Here is a 20,957-nt window from a genome sequence, read left to right as displayed (position 1 = left end):
AATGGGCATTATGCATCTGGACCCCGAGGCCAAGGCGGAACTGCACTCCGAAGCGGTCAAGCTGATCGCCCGTTACGACAACCCGCTCGAGACCGTAAAGGCGCTCATGGCCTACAACTGTGAGCTGGAGACCAAAATACTCGTCATAGTGCATCGGCACCCGGGGCTGGCAACTGTCAGCTACGACGACACGCCGGTTGTCTTTGATGACCTTGGACGCGCCAAATAGACTATGCAGGAACTTATCGCCTTTTTAGAAGCCAACTCAGCGCTGGTGCTGGCGAACCCGGTCGTCTTTGCGACGTTTGCAGTTCTCTTCGGAGGCGGGGGCTTCCTAGTCGGCCGCTACTTGCTGACCGAGCGTATCGCCAATCTGGAAAGCCGAATAGCAAGACGTGACGAGGAAATCGCAGACCTAAAGGGCGAACAGAAAGCTCCAAAGCGGGAACTGTCGATGGTGCCTTTGATCGGTGCCACTGCGATTTATCCCAGGGAACCGGAGCGACTTCCCATGCCTGCTGTCCAACTCCCCGCCCAGCGGAAAGGCAACCAACGTGTCTGAGAACATCCTCCCACAGCAGAAGACCACTAAACTCATCGTGGTCACCGCCTTCGACCGCGACGAGAGCGGCGACCTTCAGCCTGTCTTTGGGCCAGCCGAGCAGCAGACCGAAGACCGGGCGATAAGAACCGCCAAGGGTCTGGCGGCGAAACATGCTGGTGTGATTGCATGGTCGCGCGAAGCCAATCCCGCGCTCGGCGAATACGGGGAACCGACTACGCTCTTCGTTGGCGGTGACGTGCCCGACATGGAGTGAAGAGGTGGCTAGCCCACCTCCTGCTCAGAAGGAAGGATCGTAGGATGAGCGACGAACGGATCCGCCTTCCGGATGCAATGGAGCCCGTCACGCGCCCCGGCATTCAACACCATAGGTGCGAGCATCGCGGCTGCGGCAAGAATGCGGGATGGGGCTTCGCCAAGCCGAGGCAGACGCCGCACTGGTTCTGTTTCGAGCACCGCGCCGACGGCGAGCGCTTCCTCTAAGGCCCCAGGCATGGTCTAATTCAGTCGGAGATTCCATCTCACCGCGCCAGACGAGACATGCTTCCAACGATGATGAGCCTTTTGACACGATTCACCGCCCTTGCCGTCAGCGCGGCGTGTTTGCCTTCGGCATCTTATGCAGATTTGCGCAACAATCAGCAGATTGAAGACGCTTGTTACCCTATTGCTGCGGCTAATGAAGCGCTCGCTAGGATGCCTACCTTTCAGACGACGTGGAACCTCGTGATCAAGATGTTCCACAACAAACGCAAGGTGATGTATGAAGAGACGATCTTTGACAATGGCATCGCGTACAAACGGAGCGCACCTTCCGGGCTTGGCGCAGCACGCCGTACAGTATCGTTGACAATGTCCGCCGTTCGGATTGTCACCGGCTGCGCGAAGAGGTGCTGGATGGTGTCAACACGGTAGTTATCTTCTATCGGAAACATTACCCCGAGTATGATTCGCGATATTATCGATGCACCATCTGGGTTGAGATTCCAGAATACAGGAACCGGAAATCGGATTGCGTGAGCGTTGATCCCGTCGAGGTTGTAGAGATAAAACTGCGCTGGTCCTATCGGACGGACATCAAGGCACCAGTGATAGCCCCGGATGAACGCTGAGTTTCTGTCAGGACAAGTCTGCCTTCATCGCCTCTTCGTGGTTTCATCCCAGAAGTCCTGCAGTGAGGTATGGCGAAGTTCTTCCTCGCCCCGAAGGTGCTTCACGCGGGCTTTGATGCCTGGCTTGACCCACTGCGTTGCCGGCCGCTTTGGCATATCCTTGGGCGGTGGCCCGGCATGTTCCTGGACTCTTTTCCAAAGTCGTTCCCTCATCTCGCGGTTGATTCTCACGAACGCACTGCCGACATATTTGCGGGTGCCTGGGTCAGCCATCAGAGCAAACGCCGGCTTGCCCCGCTCGCGTTCAACTCCGAGAAGCTCGAACTCGCTTTCGGTGAAGGATTTTGTCTTCAGCCAATTGGTAGTTGGGCCGCTGCGATATTTGCTGTCTCGACGCTTCGATACCATCCCTTCCAGGCCGGCCGCGTCGATCAGATGATAGATCGCGTCTGGCTCGCCGGGCAGTGGAAGCCGGCCACCGCAACAAGCCGGCTACCGGCGGTGGCGATATCGTGGGCATGCTTGTTTCGCTCTCGCGGCGCCGGAGAGAGCCATAAAGCCTGCCAAAGGGCTTCCCTGTCATTTTTAGGTCCCTGTTTGCAAGCAGCCGCGGCTGCCGGTTCGATGAACCATCGCGTCGGTGCCTTGGGCCGAGCCGCGGGGTCTCGTCCGTCCTTCAGACCCCGGTGGATCACCTCGCTATCGGGAAACAGGACGATTCAAATATTAGCGGAGATGCTGTAGACAACTGTCAAAACAACGACACCCTAAATCCCGCCTCCGTTGGATCGAGGTTTCGATTTGTGTATAACCAGTAAACAGATAATTCGCAATTAACCCCGTTCTGATCTCTCACATTGACTACAAAGGGGTCGTCTTCACCAAAGAACCAGTAACCAGCGTGTATAACTCTGTTCTTGAATTTCATTCTCCCTTTCGGATGACCATTTGCATCTATTTTTTCTAGACGCATGCTGAACGAAACGGGCCATGCTATATTCAGCATTTGTCCAACGGAAAGCTGGTAATCCTTCTGAAAAGTTGGGCAACTACTGCAAAAAGCCGAGACGCTGGTTGTCATCAAGACACTTACGGCGAGCAACATGATTCTTAGAATGGCCATAGCGTCAATCCCAGTGGTTAGAACGACAGACTTCCCTATAGGCGTCCATGCAGCAGGCCATAGGATAGCAGTGAAAGTCTTGAGCGTCGTGGCGGGCCAGATCAATCGGTCCGGCCCGGCTAATACTCATGTTCGACGCAGGCAGCACGACACTTTCCGGCCGCCAAACGATATGGGATCAATCAGCAGGAGTCGCGGCAGACGTTGTACCTCTCGCGGCAGTCCTCGTTGCCGATGTTTTTGCAATGTTCATAGACTATCCGGCAACTCTGAGTGCACTCGCTTACTTTCAACGCAGGAAAACTCTGTTTTACGTCTGGCGTAGGCACCGCGAAGGCGATTATTGTTGAATCGGCTTTGCCGTGAAAGTCGGCGGCTTGAAGGACGGAAAACGCCGAAACCAAAAGCACTGCTGCTAGGATGACACGCATAGTTCTCTCCTAAGATTTTAAACCGCGCAGTCTAATCTCGACCTAATTGTGTCGTTGTCATGACATAGAAAATCGCATGGAGTTATTTTTTGGAGCTAGTATTTAGCACCTGTTATGTAGTACGTTTTGACTAAGACGCGTGACCGCCACAAGCCTTGGGCGGTCAGCGCCGACGGGGACGACGGTAACTGCTAACTAATGTGTAGCGGTTGAGCTTTCTTGACGAAGGCAGCACGAACAAAATCTTCGAACCGCAGGTGCCACTTATTGCGCCCGATGCAAAAACGCTGCGGGTGCTGCAAAAGCCCCGGCGAATTGGCCGGGGCTTGGAGAGATGGGTGAAGTCGAGCTAGTTGGGAAATACATTCCTAGTTGCCGATCTGGCCCACATACATCATGCCGTTGACCATCACGTGGCATTGCGAGCCGAGCGGCATGGGCGCGCCCTGGCCGGAACGGCCAAGATAGGTCCAGCAGTGATAGCCCATGGCCTGGGTCTGATAGTCCGGCGCTTTGGACGGGGTGGGCCGCGCCGAGCGAAAGCCATCGTTGTCCACAGAGAGATAGTCGTCGACCTGGTTCCAGACGCTTTCATCAGACTGCCTGCTCTTGAACTCGTCATTCCAGTCGTCCATTGCGGTGCCCGCACCGGGGACGAACTCGTTAACGATGTCGCCGAGGAAACCGCCCGCGTTGGCGGCAACAGGTGAGCTGGCAAGCACGAATGCAAGCGTGGTCTTCACAAGCAGTGCGTTCATTTCTTCCTCCCGTTGTCCTCAGAACTCATCTATGAGGATTGGGGGAACTTGCGCTTCTAGTGATGAATTCGTCTTGAACCCGCCATTTAGCTGACGTTCATCAAAGCGCATTGCCGCGTCGACGGACCATAACCATTTTACTAATTAGGAACGATGCATGAAAGTGGCATATAATTCGCAGCCGGCGAACGAACCCTAGTTGCCCTCCGCTGGTTAGGCCCGATGGTCACCCCCGATAGGCTGTCGGGCCGTCCCAATCAGAGTATGCACGGTAGCGACCAGCGTGAGCCGAGATCGAACCAACTACCCCGCAACGGGGATCAGGGGCAAGCGCCACGGGCCACCTGTGAACGACGAAGCAGCGCATTTCGAGTTCTGCCCTGTCTGTGGCCAGACGTTCGACAAGCGAAACCTTGGCGAGGTGCTGCATCATTAGGTGCGTGGGCCGTATCGCTCTGGCAGATCGCGCCATGGCGCATCGGATCGCAGCACCCATAAAGATCCCGTTGAGCACCCGCCGGTCATCGACGCGCGGGCACGCCTCGCGGCTTGTTCGGCAACATAGGCTCGATCACGCGCCATTCGAAGTCAGTCAGGTCATATCGGCTCATGATGAGCCTGAATCAGATTCTGCCGCAATATGAAAAGCCTCGGTCGCGCCGTTGGCGCTCACGACGCTTGCCGTCCCGCCTTGCGCAACCACCCCCCAAGGGGGAAATATTGGCGTCACTTATTCAATACGGGAATGAAGATCGGGAGTGACTATGGCGCAGTACCCAGCCGCCGCGCCACGGCATAGAGGTTCCTACGCCACCGATGGTCAGAGGGCGTAGAGGGGAAGAAGACCCGGCCCTCAATGCAAACCACGGCCCAATGCCGACCGCGATTTTCCGTTTCGAGAGGATGGAGCCCTGCCTCCCTGCACAACCTTACGCAGTCACGATGATGCTTGCTCATCACTGCCTCCTGCAGGGTTGGGATTTGAACGTCGGCGAAGCTCTTCCACCGCTTGTTGCCGCAAAAGCTGGGCGGGCACCCACGTGAAGGACGGCGGCTCTCTGAACCAAAGGTCGCGCCAAGCGTTCCTGGACGTGCCTTCTGCAACTTTGGACGCCCACTCGGAGGGAGAGTAGGAGCCTTCTTCATCGATGATACGCCCTCTTTGAACCTTGGCATAGTGGTGCTTGCCGCCGTAGGCCATGCGGACTTCGGTACCTGGGCGAAGCGCAATCTCCTTCCATACCAACGGCGCTGCGTCCTCTCTGCGCGTATAGGTGCGAAAGTCCTCCTCCATCCACTGCGCGTACACGTCAGGAGCATACTTCTCGGCCACTGTTTCGAGATGCTCCTCTGGCCACCAGCCGTCGCGAATCGTGTTTTCGATCCAGCTACGCACCAGCGTTTCAGCAAGCGTACTAGGTTCTATCTTGCCGCCCGAAAGATAGACGATGTCCGCATAAAGCACTCGATCAAACGGGATGAAAACCTCGGAAGTAGACATTTTTGGCTCCTCTTTGCAGCGTTTTAGGCATAAATAGTCTGTCGCCTAAATGCGCCTTCAGAGAGGTGATGTCAACAGGAATAGCTACATACTTCCCATTCTAGCATTTTTTGGTCTGAAAATGCCTCAAGACACGGAAAAAGCCTAGTTCGGCGGCAAATGGCGCGTCACCTGTAACCCCTCTGCCTTGAGGCGCACGACATCTGCGGCCTTACGGCGAGCGGTCGGAGCGCCCCCAACAGCTCTGGCGCGTCAACCGCACGGCAAGGTCGAGGCTGTCCTAGGATGGCCTGTGATGGAACCGAAGAGGGCACGGGGGTGGTGATCCCGCGCTGCGTGTGTTTTCCAATTGCCTCACAGGGTAGGGTCTTTTGTATATAACATGCTGATGGTCGGACCGACGGGGTCGGGAAAATCGATGCTGGCGCAGCGGCTCACCTTTGATGACATGAAGCATCAGGCCCGCAACGAGTTAGCGAAGTATCTTGAATCAGGGCTGAGGTATTCAGGCTGATGAAAGAAGCAGACGATCTAGCAGCCATCATCCGAAGTCGCGCATCGGCATTTAACCAACCCGGCGAAGGGTAAGCCGAAGTAGGCGCTTTCTCGGTCTCGTCGGCGGGTGCCATCGTTTACTTACACCAAGGGCGGGGCGTTGGCGGGCAACTTGTGGAACCGCAGACAAACGTAAGGGCTAACCCCTCTGACACCAGCACCTCGCCAACATCGCGGCCATCAGCAAAGAGAGAGCCGCAGCTTCGGCCGTAGTTGCAGGCGTCCGTACCCTCGGTTCCCGGCGGGCATGAACACGGAACCATCTTCAGTTCCAGCTTCGCGACAGCAACCAACTCTTGGAGGCGTGCCTTCGCTCGACGCCCCAGGTCAGCCTCAGCTCTACATCTTGGCTCGATGCTTTCGGGCGTATTGAAGCCGACCAGCCGGGTCCCCTTCGGGGCACCCTTGAGCCGAATGGTATCACCGTCCGTAATCGTGAACTGGCTCCTCGCCAATGGCTTCAGGGTTCCAGCGTCTGGCAATGCAAGGGCGGGACTGCTTGGGGAGGTCGTGTGGGAGCGGTCGACGTAAGAGTAGATTAGGGAACCGACGACCAAAGCCAGCGCGAACCCAAAGGCTCGGACAAACCGGCCGGCCAGATACCGGACCTCGCGCACGAGCGGGTTCCGCCGCCGCCGCTGCCTCCACCGTGGCGGCTGCGAGCTGTTCGGGCGTGACTGCGGTGGTGTCTGACTGGTCGCCGGGACGTAGCCGATAACCTCGAAGAGCTTGGCGCGCTGCTTGTCGGTCAGCCTCGCTTTGGGGCCGTATTTCATCAGACGGGCGTGAATGTCGACCAGGAATTGTCTTTGCCATTGGCTGAGGTGACCGCGACCCAGCGCAATCTCGATGCGGGACTTCAGGTCCTCGGGTTCCATGCGTGAATGCCCCCGGCCTCACAAGGCAAACTAACGCCTGCGTTGCCTCAAGCAAGCGAGGTCCAAGTTCCAGGCTACCATCACATGAAGCCGATGCACAGACCGCCTCCCGTGCCCCCAAATTCATACCACACGGTGCTGCTGCAACGGCTGCGGCCCTAGCTTGCTGCTCATCCATCGTTCCCAGCACTGTGGGTTCGAGTTTAGTGGCTGTGCAATGACGGCCAGCGGGTTCGGGCGCGAGACCGCGGCAAAGCCAGCGAGGACGGCGCCGAAGCGGCCAAACTGAATGCGGAGCGCGACATCCTAAGAAAGGCCACAGCCTACTTCGCGAGGGAAGTGACGTCAGATTCTTCTTCGCGAGGCACCGGAGCATCTGGCCGGTGGAATAGTCGTGCAGTGCGCTCGATGTGTCGCCGTAAGAAGAGGCATTGGCCTGATCCTTTATCGAGACTGAACAGGTCGGCTGGCGATCGTCACGTCAGTGACGTTGACACCAAATTCGATGCTCACACCGTCGTCGTGGCCAATGGCGCCATAGATGTAACCCTCGATGACTACCGGTAGATGAGCTCTGGCTTACACGGCCCAATCAGGTTGTCCGAGAAATGCGCCTTGAGTTGGTGTCGCCCTTCTTTGAGGAATCGTAGTTTTCCGCAGGAAAGCTCCGGCGGTTTCAGATACACTTTGGCATCATACCACTGATTCCAAAGCGTTTTCTGCCACCCCCGGAGCCGACAATGCGCCAAGAACGCACCGTCCAAGCCAGTGTATTCGATCTTTTCGCCGGACACGAGATCGGCCGTGAGCTGAAGGGCATGTCCGATTGGCTGGACGAGCAGCGTCACCTGACCGGGCTGGTGGCCGCCGACCTGCGCCGGCACGGGGTCAAGGAGACCGGCCGCGAGAGCCTGCCGGCGGAGGCGGTGCTGCGCTGCGCGCTGCTCAAGCAGCATCGCCAGCTCAGCTACCAGGAACTGGCTTTCCACCTGGAGGACTCCGCCTCGTTCCGGGCGTTTGCCCGGCTGCCATGGGGATGGAGCCCGAAGAAGTCGGTCCTGCACAAGACGATCAGCGCGATCCGGGCCTCGACCTGGGAAGACATCAACGAGGTGCTGCTTTCGAGCCCCCGCCACGAGAAGCTGGAAAGCGGCAGGGTGATACGTGTGGACAGCACCGTCACCGCAGCCCTCATCCACGAGCCGAGCGACAGCAGCCTGTTGTGGGACGCCGGCCGGCGATCGGTGGAAGCGCTGGACGCGTTCCTGGCAGCTTCAAGGCCGGTGCAATGCTCATCCGAGACGTGGGACTGCCGGCGCGCAGACAGCGCCAGCGTGGCGGCTTGGATGGTCGAGCACGGCCAGGCGCTCGATTGGCCGCGCTACAGCCATGGTGCCTATGCGGCGCAGCAGGCGAATGCTGAAGGCTGGTCGCGCAAAAGCGGTCTGTCATGCGAACCGCGGCAAACGTGTGGACAGATCAATCGTGCGACGAGGCCCAATGGTATCTGCAGTACTGTTCATGGGGCCGGAAGCTAGATCGGGACGGTGACGGCGTCCATGCGAAACCCTCTGCTGAGTTGATGACGGCCGAGTCCTCTCTCGTCCCATTCAGCATGTGGCCCGCACTCATCCACGAAGTCCGAGACACACTTACTGATGCTAAGAGAGGCACAGGCGACGGGATTCGGCTCCGCCAAAGAAAAGCCCGCCGACCGAAGCCGACGGGCTATCTTCCCTCATTTCCTGGATGACCCACAAAAGATACCCAGGAGCCTCACGCCATGCAGTTGCGCACGCTGTTTCGCGCCTCCCTGCGCGTAGTGGCATCGCTTCCGAAAGCCTGGGCGTAAAGCGGCAGCGCCCTGCCCCAAGAAGCCGGCGACGTGCATGACGGCGCGCTAATAGTTAGCTGCCCGCGAAGCTGCCGGCAGTACGCCTACCAGCCATACTCACCGTTCAGGTAGAAAATATCGCGCTCCGCTCCACTGATATATTTCTTGGGCTTTTTTGGAAGAACCTCGAGCATCGTGCTCAGCTTTTTGTCATCTTTCTTCTTAACGTCGATCGCCCTGCTGAAAATACTTACACCGCCTTCCCTGAAGGTCACAAAATCGCAAACCTCGACAGCATTTATTGCTCCGTGAAGAGCAGAAAAATCACTCTGGTCATGCAGGCGCTGGAATGTTTCCATGCTCCCTCCTCCTACTGGCCCGTCGAAGTCACACGCAACGCTTTCTACAATGTTCCGAAGATCGAGGAGCGCCAACCCGCTGGCCTTCCCGACCCAGGTCTCGGTGGCTTCTCCGCACATGATCTTGCCAACCTCCGTGCACTGACCCAAGACAACAATGCAGGTCCCTGAATACTTATATTGGAAATAGCTCATGATCTTGAGTGCTGATGCAGCCGAGCCGGCTTCTGCATTTATCAGCATGAACAGATATTCCCCCTTACTCCGGCGAGGTTCTGTCTCATGGAACACACATTCAAAGGCTTCTTCATCGATATCAGAATTGATGTAGAGGAAATCGGCATTCCAATCGTCTGCGAGGTCGTTGGCCACCTCACCAATCCATTCACAAATATCCATTTTTGGATGTCTCCTTCGGTTAAGTCCGTCTCTGGCACGCCCTTCGCGCCAGCTTCGCAACGTGAAATAGGAAACGCTGCCACGCCTCACGATGGCCAAATTCGACTTGCCCTATAGTATCGTTCAGAAGGCCGGTCCGTGAGTTCAGACCTTGAGCGCTGTCACCCTCAGACGCACGCTGAGTGCTGCAGTGCTGCTGCTGCGAATGATCCGCCGGGCAGGAGATCTTCAACCCCTCGCGGCGCTTCCCGGTAAGGCATGGCTGAGGCGGCGGTGGGCCTGGTGTTGGCAGCGCCGACGTCTCGCGGCTGAAAGAACCGACCGAGCAGGTTGGCCGCCACTGCGGAAGCAACTTGGGAGGTGCGGTCGATAGGTGGTGGCCGCCACATTCCGTACAAGTATTTCACTGGGCTAGATGGCCTCGACCTCGCGGAAATTCCGCCACAGCCGGTTGACGGGGGGAAACAGATTATCCACGCCCTCTAGCTGGGCGATACGTGCGCGTACGGCATCCTCGCTGATCACATCGAGTGGCATGCCCATCTGCTGGAGCCAGAGCGCCGAGAACTGCCAATCAGAACACCTACCACCCGAGAGCCACTCGGCGATCTTGTCAGGGCGATAATATATGCGGTTGCCCTGCCCCCGCCGCATCGGCTCGGTTGCGGGCCCCAAATCCCGGATCCTCCAATTTGCTAAGCTCTGGAGGCTGGCGCCAAGAAACCGTGCTGCAAGGCGAGACGGTATCGGACGCCATGGAGGAAGGTTTGTCGTCATGGCAACCGCGATGAAGTGTTGAATGTCGACGTTCTTGGCGATCCCCTTCGGTTGCCAGCTTGGCCAACTGTCAAACTGTCCAACCTCTTTTTCTTCAAAATGATAGTTAGAAGAGATATAAGTCTGCATGTTCCGTTGCTCCGCGCACCTGGCTAGATTGCCGGTTGGACAGTGCCGCGACGACTGGCATCAATCCCGATGTGATGACATCCGAGTCTCTACCCAGCAGAGCAGCTCTTACCTGGTCGTTCGAAGCGCTCATCCACCGTTCCACTTCCTGCCACGCCCAGACATAGCCACGTTGCGTCACTCCCACAGGGCGCGGAATGGATGTCTTCGTGCTCCGCTTACAATCCCCCAGCTTCTTCAAGATTGGCGTAATCTGCTGCACGGTAATCGTTCTCTTCATACGCTCCTCGACGGCGCTGGCCACGTCCTCGGCCAGATACACCGGACGATTGAACGGCGAAGAGCCGCTCTCCCGAAGCTCCGCAATGATCTGCTCCGGCACGGATGCGCTAGCCCGGATCAACTCTTCTTTCGCAACGGTTCGCGGCGGCTCGGCATTTGCGTCGAAGTCGGAGAGGTCGAAGTTCAGAAGATAGTGTTTGAAGGCGGCAATGCTCTCGTCCGAGAAGCCAACCTGCCTGAGCTGACGATAATAGGCGTCTTCCCGTTTCGCGGCTTCCACCTTGCACACGAAGAGCCTCCGGTCGTCATGCTCGATGGCCATGGGCTTTTCGCTGTTGGTCATGATGATGATGCCACGAGGCGTCCTGACGTTGAACGCATCAACCCCCTTGCGCTCGACAGATTGGATCTCCTCTGTCGCCCATCGCTTTAGGCGGTTGTAAGCCGTCTTCAACTCATCGATCTGCAGTTCGTCGAGGGCCAGCAGGCGAACGTTTCCCATCTCCGCCTGCCAACGCTCGCCGAGGATGGCGCCGTACAGCTCCCGAACATCATTCTCGTGGAACATGCGCTTGACGGCTTGCACCAGAAGGTTTTTGCCAACGCCCTGTCTGGATTGCAGCACGATCGCCGACTTGATCTTGGTGGCCGGCCGCTGGGTAAGATGAGCAAGGTATTGAAGGACCCACCGCCTCTCGTCCTCGCCAGGCAGAAGGTAGCGAAGGTGGTCAAGCCATATCGAGGCATCGCCTTTCGCGGCTGCGACTCCTCCGTCCTGCCACGTGTTCAACTTTCGGATGCCGTTCTCCTCTACAATGAGCTTTTCATTTCCGACCAGGAAGTCGTGCTCATCGGCCAGACACGACAGCTTCGAGTTGCGGAAGGCGGTGCTTGCCGGCTGTTTCTTGCGCATGTCCCGCGTGAAGGAGCGATCGAAATCCTCCCGCGTCTTGTCTCGCCCATTCGAGACGTCAAAGAACAAACCCGATTTAGTGTCGAGCACGTACTTCGCCTGTAGCGGTGCAAGCCCCGGATCGGTGTTGGCCAGTTCCACCGGAGTGCGAATGACCATTCCTTCCCGAAAAAGGCAGCCCACGCACTCGGAGTTTGTTGCGGCGATCGTCTGGCACAGCTTCGGGCGGTACTTGCTGGCGTGATCCAGCTTGTCCTGGGCTTCACGATAGTCGTATCGCAAGTCGCGGGCAGACATCAGATGAAAATACCGCTGCCCTTGGGGGATGTGCGCCAGAATATCAGCGGCGTCCTTCCACTGCGGCTCGGTCAGGCGCTCACTGGCCTCGTCACATGAACGAAGAAAGCTGCAGGCTGTAACCATCGCAAGAGCACCAGCGGCACTCTTGCTGGCGTCCCCATCCCCCGAGATCATTTCCTGACGAAGTGCGTCAGCCAGGGCATGCCCGCCAGAACGCGACGAACTGTCAGAACTCTCGGCTATTCGGGCTGCGACGACGCCTTCCATCTGCTCGAGGGTCCAGGTCCGACCACTTGCCCCGTCCAAGATCTGGACGGGTTTGGCCGGCTTGGTCTTAGGGTTGAACGTTCCCGGCACCCTGAGGACGCGTGCGAGTTCTGCGATCGTGTCCAGCTTGAGCCCATGTCGTTCCCAGACCACCCGAGCCTGCTCGTTCCAGGCTGACCAGAGTCGCTCAACGCGCCTCCGATCTTCCGACGTCTTCAGAAGCAAGGGCTGCTCGAACTGCCAGATCGGGTAGATCCCCCCACCCGAATGGACGATCAGGGTGGGCTCGGGTAGTCCGGCCTCCCCTAGCAACTTGAGCGCCTGCTCTTCGTTTTCCGGGAGGTTTTTGGCGGAGTGCACCCCAGTGGCGAGGTCGATGTCGAGCGCCAGGAAGGCGACGGCACAGGCCGTGTCTTTCTGGCGCGTCTGTTTTTCGACGGCGCGCCCATCGTGAAGGGCTACCGCGAGGTACCGATGAACGTCATCGGGCTGTGCTGCCAAAAAATCGAAGGCGATTTCTCGACTGCTATACGGAAACACCGTGTGCCGCGGACGCCCACCCGACAACTCGAACACAACGAGGTTGCCCTCGCCTTCCTGCCCGAACATCAGCTCGATGTAGTCCTTAATCTGCTTCCTGTTGGAGTGCATGGGCGCTTACCATGCCTTCCTGGAGAACACGGTCGTGAGAAACGTTCGCGGATCGGCGTCGTCGTAATGGGCGAACTCACGGATGCGTCGAGCGCGATCGTCCTTCAGGATGATATCGGCTGTTCGCCTCACATCGTCGTCGCTGGCGGTGCGAGCCCAGGACTTATAGTTCGTAGGCTGCCACCGATAAAACCAATAGCGGTTGCAAGCAAACGCGGGACGCGGCTCCGGGCACAGCCCTTCCTTCGCCATTTCGACAAGCGCGTCCCTGGGGATATGAAGCCGTTGTGCGACTTTGAAGTCCACAAGCAGGTCACTACATTTTGCCAAATACTGATAGAGATCGATTGATCTTTTGGATTCCATTAGGACACATCCTTTTCAAGTTTGTGGTGATGTGCCTTAGGTGTTGATCGTGTATATTACGCGCAAGTATTGATCGATGATGAGGTGCATCATGACGATGCTCTGCGCATCACTCTTATTTTTTGTGGGGTTGTAATATTAATATTGTGCCCTAGGACGAATGCCCGCGCCTCCGCAAGTGGTGCGCGCAACAGGTCCAACAAGGGCGCCACTCGACCCGGCCCCGCCTGCGCCAAAACTCGAGCCAGGCCCAAGGCCCAAACCCGGTCTGCTCACCCAGAGCTGCGATTGCTACGTCTAGATCACTGCGCAGGCGATGCGCAGGCGCCATCCCCTCTCATAGGGTCAGTCGAGCTTCAGCCTCTGCGATCTTACGGCCGTTAGGCACTGAACGAAGAAGACGGCGCTGAAGCGTCCCCGTGACAGCTTATTGCTGATGTTGGCCTCTTTCTCCTCCACCCCGATGGCTGCCAGCTTTTCGACCAGATCGGCATAGCTCAGGCCCTGGAGCTTTAGCTCCGCCTTTAAGAGCCCGCTCACCAGCCGCTCCCACTCTGTCTCGGTCATCCGAACATTCTCCGCCAAAAAAATCTTGTGCGGCCCATTGAAACCACCTTTTTAGTGTTTATCTATCGTATTCAATATAAATCTACTGAACACGATAGATAACTTCCTCAAACTCAGTTAGGAAACCACGACATGACCATCGACCCGACAACGGCAAAAGTGCTGACGGACCTCCTGCGCGAACTCTCCTCGGAACTCGATCTTCACTACGATGATCACGATTTCCACGCGCTTAGCCAAACAATCGAGACCTTGCGACGTGCCGCTACCCTGATGACGAACGCCGGCCACAAGACCCCTGAGGTCTACCACCATGTCATGGGCCGCTTCGAGCGGATGACTCGCTCCTGACATAGCGATGCGACAGCGAAAGTTCCATGGCATCCAACCATCTCCTCTCCAGGACTTTTCAAAATGACTGAACCATTCGATCCTTCCATATCAAGCTCCGACTACCTGGCTCTGGCGCGTAAGCACCATCGGACCGGGACATCTAGACTGAGCGAGGAACTGGCCTGGATGCTGGGCGACGCGGCCTACGACTGCGGCCTCAACAAGGAGCACGTCGACATCCTGATTGACCCCGTCAACTGGAGCGCCGCCGTTCGCGATGAGAACAGGAAGCCCAGGGTGTTCCTCCAAGGCCGCACCAATCAAAAGGGCAACGCGGAGATCAATTGGGCCCGCGGCGGCGATCTCGAGATCCTGTATGACGAAGACTTTCTGGCCAGGTACGCGGTCGCGGTCCGATCCTCCCACTCGGTCCCATGGCGAAGCCTTGGGGAACTCATGTGGTGGAGGGGCTATGAACTGCTGGTCGACGATGTCATTATTCACAAATCCCCCGCGGCCGCAGCTCTCTTGTATGCCCATGCCGCCCGCCTCAAAGAACTTGCGTCCTTTCTCGCCCGGCACGTGAACCTGGTCGGAGCAATGGCGCTCAACTTCACCTATCGGGATGGCGAAGTAACCGCAGCGGACTTCGTGCCAACCATTCCGCCTGATCGGCTGCAGGAGTTGATCCAGGAGCGCGAACGACGGACGGCCGCGAGGCTTCGGGAGGCCGTCGAGCGTATCGTGCCTAAGAACGATGCTGAATGATCGCCCGCGCACTTTGTGCCCCATGAGGTCGCGAGCACCGGTCCCCCATTCCACAAACAAGCCTGCTATCGTTCAATGATCCTCCCCAGCGCCCACGTTCGGCCACCGCTCTCGCCACGTTCTTTGCATCTGCTGATCGACAACGGCGCCCTCCAGGAGCCTACAGGGCGTCTCGCGCGTGCCGTCTCCTCCGTCAGAGGCTCGCCGTCGGTCAAGCCATCCAACTGCAGGCCCGAGGAGGAGCGGCACGGCCCGGTGGATTTTCGGGCGGCATTTCTGGCCTGCAACTTCGCCATTAGCTGGGACGTTTTTGAACTGGCTCGGCAGCGGGATCTATCGATCGCCCGCTCACCTTGGGTGGGAAGGGGAAGGAGTACACGATATTCCTTTGAGAGGACGGGGTTAGCGGCGGGTATGGTCCCGAACACGGCCCGTATGAAAATTTGATTTTTCAAGTAATAGCATGCGCCGCCACAGGTCGCTCAGCTGTGAAAACGCATTTCCCCTCTAGTACCACGCAGGAGGCCCATGGAACCGCGGCGATCACGGAACTAGATCTCGGTCAAGTTCCACATGATTTGAGCCGACATCGGATGAAGCGACCGTCAAGCCGATTGCCAGACAACCTCGCACCTGTTGCGGTTAATCTTGACCAAGCTGCCGCGCTCATCGGGATCGGCTCGTCTCTGTTCACCCAGCTAGTGGCTGCAGGCCAAATGCCAGAACCAAGGCCAATTGCTTCACGCCTTCTTTGGGACGTGGAGGAGGTAGTTGCCGCCTTTCGCGCGATCCCACATCGGGGCGAGTCCAATAGATTGGGCATACCGTCCCCATCAAACAACCCCTGGAACTGATGCCTAGAAAGCTACCAAAGGGCGTTTCCCCTGATCGTGACCGACATGGAAATGTGCGCCTGTACTTTCGCGCCCTCGGCCGGTCCAAAGTCCGACTACGGGAGAAGCCGGGGACAAAGGAGTTTGAGGCCGAGGTGGCTTGTGCTCGGCTAAACGTTCCCTACGCGCCTCAGAAGCTCAGCGGCACCGCGGACCGAAATGAACCGGTGTCCCAGAGGTCCTTTCGCTGGCTATGCCAGGAGTACAAGCGACGTGTAAGGCTCTCACCCAAAATCTTGGCTCGACGGTCATCGGTTCTCGATGAAATCTGCAACAGCGAGCACAAAAGCGGCAGCAAGCGGGGGACACTCCCCTTCGACCTCCTGGAGCGGAAGCACGTCCTCGAAATTCGAGATGATCTCCGTTCGACGCCAGGTGCCCAGAATGAGGTCGTGAAGGTAATCTCGGCCATGTACGGTTGGGCGATTGAGAACGAGATCGTCCGGAGCAATCCAGCTCTCGGGATCAAGCGCCTGAAATCTGGCGATGGATTTCACACATGGTCCGTCGCAGAGGTGCGTCAGTTCGAGGCACGCCATCCACCTGGCAGCAAGGCACGTCTGGCACTGCATCTGGGACTGTTCACAGGACTGCGTCGCCAGGATCTTGCGATCCTTGGGCGCCAGCACGTCAGGAATGGGTGGCTACACATCCGCCCCCAGAAGACCAGCAACTCGTCAGGAGTGGAGGTGGAGCTCCCCATTCTTCCTCAGTTGAGGGCGACAATCGACGCCAGTGCTTGCGGTGACCTGACCTTCTTGACGTCGGAGTGGGGAACACCCTTCACCGTTAATTCACTTGGTAACAAAATGCGGGACTGGTGCGATCAAGCAGAGTTGCCCCACTGCACCCTTCACGGCCTCCGAAAAGCAGGAGCCACTATAGCAGCCGAGAACGGCGCCACGGACGAGCAACTCATGGCGATTTTCGGTTGGACCACCAAGCAGCAAACCACGCACTACACGAGGAAGGCGCAACGCCGCCGGATGGCCGGACAGGCCGCCCACCTCTTGGCCATTCCGGAACAAAATCAGGACGAAATTGTCCCACCAAAAAAGTCGACAACGAAAAGTGGGACAAAAATCAGAAAAAGCTCCGGTAAATCAACACCTCCATAAAGGTGGTGGTGCCCCTAGCCGGGATCGAACCAGCACTCCTTGCGGAACTCGATTTTGAGTCGAGCGCGTCTACCAATTCCGCCATAGGGGCTCAGACCGGGCGGCCTGGATGGGCGCGGACTATACGGTTGGAGGCCTGTTCGTCAACTGGCCAATTCCAGACATCCGGCCTTCGCTTAGACTTGGCCTTTCGATTTCGTGAAGCTACGGCCATTGTGCAGCGCAGAAAATCTTTCTAGACAGGCAGCGCATTGAAGCGCGTCGCGTCTGGAGAGATTCATGTGGCGCGCTTTGGTCTTTGTTTTTATGCATTGTTATCCCAAAACCGCTGCGCATTTGGGCGACATGCATCAGGAGTGCCGATGCTTCGCGGACTTTACGACTGGACCTTGTCGCTGGCGGCAAAGAAATCCGCCGAATGGTGGCTGGCCATCATCGCTTTCGTCGAAAGCTCGGTGTTCCTGGTGCCGGCCGACGTGCTCTATCTGCCGATGGCGCTGTCACGGCCGGATCGCGCCTATCGCTACGCGCTGGTCGCCACGCTGGCCTCCGTTCTGGGCGGCATCGCCGGTTGGTACATCGGCCACTATGCCTACGACACGGTGGCGCGGCCGATCCTCGAATTCTACGGCAAGTACGACGACTTCGAGACACTGCGCGTCTCGGCGGGCACCGGATTCATCATCCTGATGCTGGTCACCTCCGGCCTCGCCCACCTGCCGCCGATCAAGGTAGTGACGATCCTGTCCGGCGTCATCGGCACGCCTTTGCTGCTGTTCATCGTGCTGGCGATCGTGGCGCGCGGCGCCCGCTTCCTGTTCCTCGCCTGGCTGCTGCGCCGCTATGGCGAACCGATCCGCGAGTTCATCGAAAAGCGCCTTGGCATGATTGCGGGTGGCGCCGCCGCTGCCCTGATTTCGCTCTATATCGTCGTCAAATACGCGTTTTAGAGCAAGGATGTTCGAATTGACCCATCCTTTGCTCTGACGGGAATGGACGGTAGATCGATGACAGCGACCTTGAATGCCGACACTGCACGCCAGCGCTTGCGAACGGCGTTGTTCCTCGCTGTCGCCATGGCCGCCACCGTCGGCTCGGCGCTGGCCTTCCAGTATCTGGGCGGCTACATCCCCTGCAAGCTCTGCCTGGAGCAGCGCACCCCCTACTATATCGGCGTGCCGCTGATGCTGCTGGCGGCGCTTGCGTCGACACTGCGTGCCCCCGCATGGCTGACCCGCGGCCTGCTGGCCGTCGGCGGCCTGCTGATGGCATACGGCGTCTATGTCGGCGTCTATCACTCCGGCGTCGAATGGGCGTGGTGGCCGGGCCCGACCGATTGTGCGGCGGCGGCAGGACCGGTGGATACCGGCGGCAAGGGCGTGCTCGACGCGCTCGACAAATTCGTCCCGCCCTCCTGCGACAAGGCGGCTGTGCGTATCCTCGGCCTGTCGCTGGCCGGCTGGAACGCTATCGCCAGTTTTGTCCTGGCGGTCATCGCCTTCCGCGGCGCCTTTGCCCGCGACTGAGCTGCACAGCGCAGAGTTCGTCCAGAAATTCGTCAGGCCGGAGCGCATGACGTGGGTTTCGAGAACCGGAGCGGAGCGTACTTACAGTACGTGAGCACCGGAAGCGCAGAAAGCTGCGTCAGGCGACCGGCATGGCGGATTTCTGCCGAACTCTATGGTTCGAGTTCGACATCCCAGTACAGATAATCCATCCAACTTTCATGCAGGTGGTTGGGCGGGAACAGGCGGCCATTGTTGTGCAGGTCATGCACCGTCGGCTGATATGGCTTCTGCAGCGGCCACATCTTGGCGTGAGCCGGCATCATGCCGCCCTTCCTCAGATTGCAGGGCGAGCAGGCGGCGACGACATTCTCCCACGTCGTCGCGCCGCCGCGATGCCGGGGAACGACATGGTCGAAGGTCAGATCCTCGGGTGTGCCGCAATACTGGCACTGGAAACGATCGCGCAGGAACACGTTGAAGCGGGTGAAGGCCGGATGCCGCGATGGCTTCACATAGGCCTTCAGGCTGACGACGCTCGGCAGCTTCATCGAGAAGGTCGGCGACGACACGGCGTGCTCATATTCGGCGACGATGTTCACCCGCTCGAGGAACACCGCCTTGATGGCGTCCTGCCACGACCAGAGCGACAGGGGGTAATAGCTGAGCGGACGGTAATCCGCGTTCAGCACCAGTGCTGGAAGCCCATCCGGAGATACGGCAACCGTCACGTCATTGACCTCCTTGGCTCTCGAACCTGTCGGCGCGGATACTGTAAGCCCGACATGACAGGGATGTGAAGCGGCTTGTCGATCAAACGCAGCGCTAAAAATGCAGGATTTTCATGCTTTTTTGCGGATTCAGGCAGGAGGCGCGGCGTCCCTGCCCCGGGTTTCACGATAATAGGCCCAAAAAAGCCGCGATGCGACACCTCGCCACGGGCTCCATGATTCGGCGAGCTGGATCAGTGTTTTCTCGGGCGGACGCGGGTCGATGCCGAGCGCGTGGCCGACCGCGCTCTGCAGGGCAACGTCGCGCGCCGGGAAGACATCGGGGTGGCCGGCGGCAAACAAAAGATAGACTTCCGCCGTCCACGGGCCGATGCCCGGCACCTTGGTCATCGCTGTGATCGCCTCAGCGGCGTCGAGCAAGCAGAGATGATCGAGGTCGAGACCATTGACCACCGCCTGGGCGACGGCGATCAGGCCGCGCTGCTTCGGCCGCGACAGTCCGGCCTCGCGAAACATGGCTTCGTCGGCGGCAATGATCGCATGCGGCGTCAGCGGATCGACGAGTTTTGTCAGCCGCCCGAAGATGGCGTCGGCGCTGGCGCGGGAAACCTGCTGCGAGACGATGATCGAGGCAAGGCTTCTGAACCCCGGCTCGGAAAGCCGAAGCGGCACCTCGCCGGCCATGCCGCGCACCTTTGCAAGACGCGGGTCGAGCAGACAGAGTGCGTCCAGCCCTTGTGCGATGTCGTCGAGCGTGGCGATGCGTTGCATGCTTGCTTGTTCCCAGCGCAAAATAGCAGATGTAATCAGGCGCAAAGTAGCAACTGGTGAAAGCGCCGCACAACCCGATTGCCGCCGAAGAATGACACTCCTGACATTCCGCTTCGCGCCGAGCCCAAATGGCGAACTGCATCTCGGCCATGCCTATTCGGCGCTGCTCAATCAAAAATTGGCCAGCGCAACCGGCGGGCGGCTGTTGCTGCGCATCGAGGACATCGATACGACGCGCTGCACGCCGGAATTCGAGGCCGGCATTTTTCGCGACCTGAGATGGCTCGGGTTTGGCTGGGAACAACCGGTGCGCCGTCAGTCCGAGCATTTTTCGGACTATCAGGCGATGCTCGATCGGCTGATCAGGGAAGAACTCGTCTACCCGGCCTTCATGAGCCGCGGCGAAATCCGCGCCTTCATTGCCGACAGCGAAAGGCGCGGCCGCGACTGGCCGCGCGACCCGGACGGGGTGCCGCTCTATCCCGCCGTCGACAAGACGTTGCCAATGAGGGAACGCCAGCGTCGGATTGCCGAGAACGCGCCTTTCGCCTGGCGGCTCGACGTCGATGCTGCGATGGCGCGCGCCGGCACAGACCTGTCATGGCTGGAATTTTCGGATGAGAGGCTTTCCGCGACACGCACGGTGCATGCTCGGCCGCAGGACTGGGGCGACGTGATCGTGGCGCGCCGTGAAATCCCGACAAGCTATCATCTCGCCGTCGTCGTCGACGACGCGCTGCAAGGTATCAGCCATGTCGTGCGCGGCCAGGACCTCTATTCCGCCACCGGCGTGCAGCGCCTGCTCCAGGAGATCCTCGGCCTGCCGCAACCAAGCTACTTCCACCATCGTCTCGTCCTCGGCCCGGACGGAAGAAAGCTGTCGAAGAGTTTTGCGGATACCGGCCTTGCCGCCCTGCGCGAGGCTGGCGCATCGCCGGCCGATGTCAGGCGGCTGATCGGGATTTAGGGCCAAGCGCATAGTCGCTTCGTCATTCCCAGGGCGGAGCAAGGAGCGAAGCGACGCGGCGCAGACCCTTGGATCCATGCCGTGACATCAGCCGAACAATGCAGCGG

General features: G+C 58.7%; 23 protein-coding genes, 1 tRNA gene and 3 pseudogenes. 14 read left to right on the top strand and 13 right to left on the bottom strand.

Annotation, left to right across the window (positions count from 1 at the left end; genetic code table 11):
* The first annotated feature begins 1 nt into the window (after position 1).
* Genes AC0L3N_RS23490 through AC0L3N_RS23470 form a run of 5 tightly spaced genes read left to right on the top strand, consistent with a single transcriptional unit; the run spans position 2 to position 1,477 of the window.
* On the top strand, positions 2-229 hold the full coding sequence (locus AC0L3N_RS23490; protein WP_473549713.1) for a hypothetical protein: 228 nt from the start codon (positions 2-4) through the stop codon (positions 227-229).
* A gap of 3 nt (positions 230-232) precedes the next feature.
* The gene (locus tag AC0L3N_RS23485) at positions 233-562 is read left to right on the top strand and encodes a hypothetical protein (RefSeq protein ID WP_473549712.1); all 330 of its coding nucleotides are present in this window, start codon (positions 233-235) and stop codon (positions 560-562) included.
* On the top strand, positions 555-818 hold the full coding sequence (locus AC0L3N_RS23480) for a hypothetical protein (RefSeq protein ID WP_473549710.1): 264 nt from the start codon (positions 555-557) through the stop codon (positions 816-818). The genes AC0L3N_RS23485 and AC0L3N_RS23480 overlap by 8 nt, the downstream gene beginning before the upstream one ends.
* Before the next feature lie 44 nt (positions 819-862).
* Entirely contained in the window at positions 863-1,045 is a 183-nt protein-coding gene (locus AC0L3N_RS23475) for a hypothetical protein (RefSeq protein WP_473549709.1), read from the top strand.
* A 57-nt stretch (positions 1,046-1,102) separates the two neighbouring features.
* On the top strand, positions 1,103-1,477 hold the full coding sequence (locus AC0L3N_RS23470; RefSeq protein WP_473549707.1) for a hypothetical protein: 375 nt from the start codon (positions 1,103-1,105) through the stop codon (positions 1,475-1,477).
* A 221-nt stretch (positions 1,478-1,698) separates the two neighbouring features.
* On the opposite strand, the gene AC0L3N_RS23465 is transcribed toward AC0L3N_RS23470, so the two are convergent.
* From AC0L3N_RS23465 to AC0L3N_RS23450, 4 genes and pseudogenes are all read right to left on the bottom strand, one after another.
* On the bottom strand, positions 1,699-2,082 hold the full coding sequence (locus AC0L3N_RS23465) for a hypothetical protein (RefSeq protein ID WP_473549706.1): 384 nt from the start codon (positions 2,080-2,082) through the stop codon (positions 1,699-1,701).
* A gap of 1,514 nt (positions 2,083-3,596) precedes the next feature.
* Complete coding sequence (locus tag AC0L3N_RS23460) at positions 3,597-3,986, bottom strand: hypothetical protein (RefSeq protein ID WP_473549705.1); 390 nt, start codon at positions 3,984-3,986, stop codon at positions 3,597-3,599.
* Positions 3,987-4,421: 435 nt separating this feature from the next.
* Positions 4,422-4,597, bottom strand: a pseudogene (locus AC0L3N_RS23455) (transposase); the annotation flags it as partial.
* Positions 4,598-4,923: 326 nt separating this feature from the next.
* The gene (locus AC0L3N_RS23450; RefSeq protein ID WP_473549703.1) at positions 4,924-5,487 is read right to left on the bottom strand and encodes a hypothetical protein; all 564 of its coding nucleotides are present in this window, start codon (positions 5,485-5,487) and stop codon (positions 4,924-4,926) included.
* 349 nt (positions 5,488-5,836) lie between these two features.
* Here AC0L3N_RS23450 and AC0L3N_RS23445 point away from each other — a divergent pair, with 349 nt between their 5' ends.
* Positions 5,837-6,001: an ATP-binding protein gene (locus AC0L3N_RS23445; RefSeq protein ID WP_353825612.1), complete on the top strand. Its 165-nt coding sequence runs from the start codon at positions 5,837-5,839 to the stop codon at positions 5,999-6,001.
* A 118-nt stretch (positions 6,002-6,119) separates the two neighbouring features.
* On the opposite strand, the gene AC0L3N_RS23440 is transcribed toward AC0L3N_RS23445, so the two are convergent.
* On the bottom strand, positions 6,120-6,920 hold the full coding sequence (locus tag AC0L3N_RS23440; protein ID WP_473549702.1) for a thermonuclease family protein: 801 nt from the start codon (positions 6,918-6,920) through the stop codon (positions 6,120-6,122).
* Positions 6,921-7,193: 273 nt separating this feature from the next.
* Between AC0L3N_RS23440 and AC0L3N_RS23435 the strand changes: the two are divergent.
* Positions 7,194-7,306: pseudogene (locus tag AC0L3N_RS23435) on the top strand (IS3 family transposase); the annotation flags it as partial.
* 354 nt (positions 7,307-7,660) lie between these two features.
* Positions 7,661-8,176, top strand: a pseudogene (locus tag AC0L3N_RS23430) (transposase); the annotation flags it as partial.
* Between the two features lie 682 nt (positions 8,177-8,858).
* On the opposite strand, the gene AC0L3N_RS23425 reads toward AC0L3N_RS23430, so the two are convergent.
* The 5 genes from AC0L3N_RS23425 to AC0L3N_RS23405 all read right to left on the bottom strand — a co-directional run bounded on the left by AC0L3N_RS23425 (position 8,859) and on the right by AC0L3N_RS23405 (position 13,764).
* Complete coding sequence (locus AC0L3N_RS23425; protein ID WP_473549700.1) at positions 8,859-9,512, bottom strand: hypothetical protein; 654 nt, start codon at positions 9,510-9,512, stop codon at positions 8,859-8,861.
* 411 nt (positions 9,513-9,923) lie between these two features.
* Positions 9,924-10,418, bottom strand: coding sequence for a hypothetical protein (locus AC0L3N_RS23420; RefSeq protein ID WP_473549699.1), 495 nt, complete (start codon positions 10,416-10,418; stop codon positions 9,924-9,926).
* Positions 10,396-12,831, bottom strand: a complete 2,436-nt coding sequence (locus AC0L3N_RS23415; protein ID WP_473549698.1) for a primase-helicase family protein — start codon at positions 12,829-12,831, stop codon at positions 10,396-10,398. Before AC0L3N_RS23415 ends, AC0L3N_RS23420 begins: the two co-directional genes overlap by 23 nt.
* Before the next feature lie 6 nt (positions 12,832-12,837).
* Positions 12,838-13,197 (bottom strand): hypothetical protein, encoded by a 360-nt coding sequence (locus AC0L3N_RS23410; RefSeq protein WP_473549696.1) that lies wholly within the window; start codon positions 13,195-13,197, stop codon positions 12,838-12,840.
* A 345-nt stretch (positions 13,198-13,542) separates the two neighbouring features.
* A complete protein-coding gene (locus AC0L3N_RS23405) occupies positions 13,543-13,764 on the bottom strand; it encodes a DUF6471 domain-containing protein (RefSeq protein WP_473549695.1) in 222 nt (73 codons plus the stop codon).
* Between the two features lie 132 nt (positions 13,765-13,896).
* On the opposite strand from AC0L3N_RS23405, the gene AC0L3N_RS23400 reads away from it, so the two are divergent.
* The 3 genes from AC0L3N_RS23400 to AC0L3N_RS23390 all read left to right on the top strand — a co-directional run bounded on the left by AC0L3N_RS23400 (position 13,897) and on the right by AC0L3N_RS23390 (position 16,876).
* Positions 13,897-14,115 (top strand): hypothetical protein, encoded by a 219-nt coding sequence (locus AC0L3N_RS23400; RefSeq protein WP_473549693.1) that lies wholly within the window; start codon positions 13,897-13,899, stop codon positions 14,113-14,115.
* A 63-nt stretch (positions 14,116-14,178) separates the two neighbouring features.
* A complete protein-coding gene (locus AC0L3N_RS23395; protein WP_473549692.1) occupies positions 14,179-14,865 on the top strand; it encodes a hypothetical protein in 687 nt (228 codons plus the stop codon).
* A 1,285-nt stretch (positions 14,866-16,150) separates the two neighbouring features.
* On the top strand, positions 16,151-16,876 hold the full coding sequence (locus AC0L3N_RS23390) for a tyrosine-type recombinase/integrase (protein ID WP_473549691.1): 726 nt from the start codon (positions 16,151-16,153) through the stop codon (positions 16,874-16,876).
* Between the two features lie 6 nt (positions 16,877-16,882).
* On the opposite strand, the gene AC0L3N_RS23385 is transcribed toward AC0L3N_RS23390, so the two are convergent.
* A tRNA-Leu gene (locus tag AC0L3N_RS23385) sits at positions 16,883-16,967 on the bottom strand.
* A 271-nt stretch (positions 16,968-17,238) separates the two neighbouring features.
* Between AC0L3N_RS23385 and AC0L3N_RS23380 the strand changes: the two genes are divergently transcribed.
* Positions 17,239-17,826 (top strand): YqaA family protein, encoded by a 588-nt coding sequence (locus AC0L3N_RS23380; RefSeq protein WP_473549690.1) that lies wholly within the window; start codon positions 17,239-17,241, stop codon positions 17,824-17,826.
* A 57-nt stretch (positions 17,827-17,883) separates the two neighbouring features.
* The gene (locus AC0L3N_RS23375; RefSeq protein ID WP_473549689.1) at positions 17,884-18,402 is read left to right on the top strand and encodes a disulfide bond formation protein B; all 519 of its coding nucleotides are present in this window, start codon (positions 17,884-17,886) and stop codon (positions 18,400-18,402) included.
* Positions 18,403-18,554: 152 nt separating this feature from the next.
* Here the strand turns inward: AC0L3N_RS23375 and AC0L3N_RS23370 are convergent, their stop codons facing one another.
* Positions 18,555-19,112: an HNH endonuclease gene (locus AC0L3N_RS23370; protein WP_029348574.1), complete on the bottom strand. Its 558-nt coding sequence runs from the start codon at positions 19,110-19,112 to the stop codon at positions 18,555-18,557.
* Between the two features lie 129 nt (positions 19,113-19,241).
* On the bottom strand, positions 19,242-19,883 hold the full coding sequence (locus AC0L3N_RS23365; RefSeq protein ID WP_473549688.1) for a DNA-3-methyladenine glycosylase family protein: 642 nt from the start codon (positions 19,881-19,883) through the stop codon (positions 19,242-19,244).
* 91 nt (positions 19,884-19,974) lie between these two features.
* On the opposite strand from AC0L3N_RS23365, the gene gluQRS reads away from it, so the two are divergent.
* Entirely contained in the window at positions 19,975-20,850 is an 876-nt protein-coding gene (gene gluQRS, locus AC0L3N_RS23360) for a tRNA glutamyl-Q(34) synthetase GluQRS (RefSeq protein WP_473549687.1), read from the top strand.
* Positions 20,851-20,957: the final 107 nt, after the last annotated feature.

This window comes from Mesorhizobium sp. WSM4807 (genome assembly GCF_055811615.1).
The sequence above is the reverse complement of the archived record's forward strand: the minus strand, read 5'-3'. Positions and strand labels throughout refer to the sequence as shown.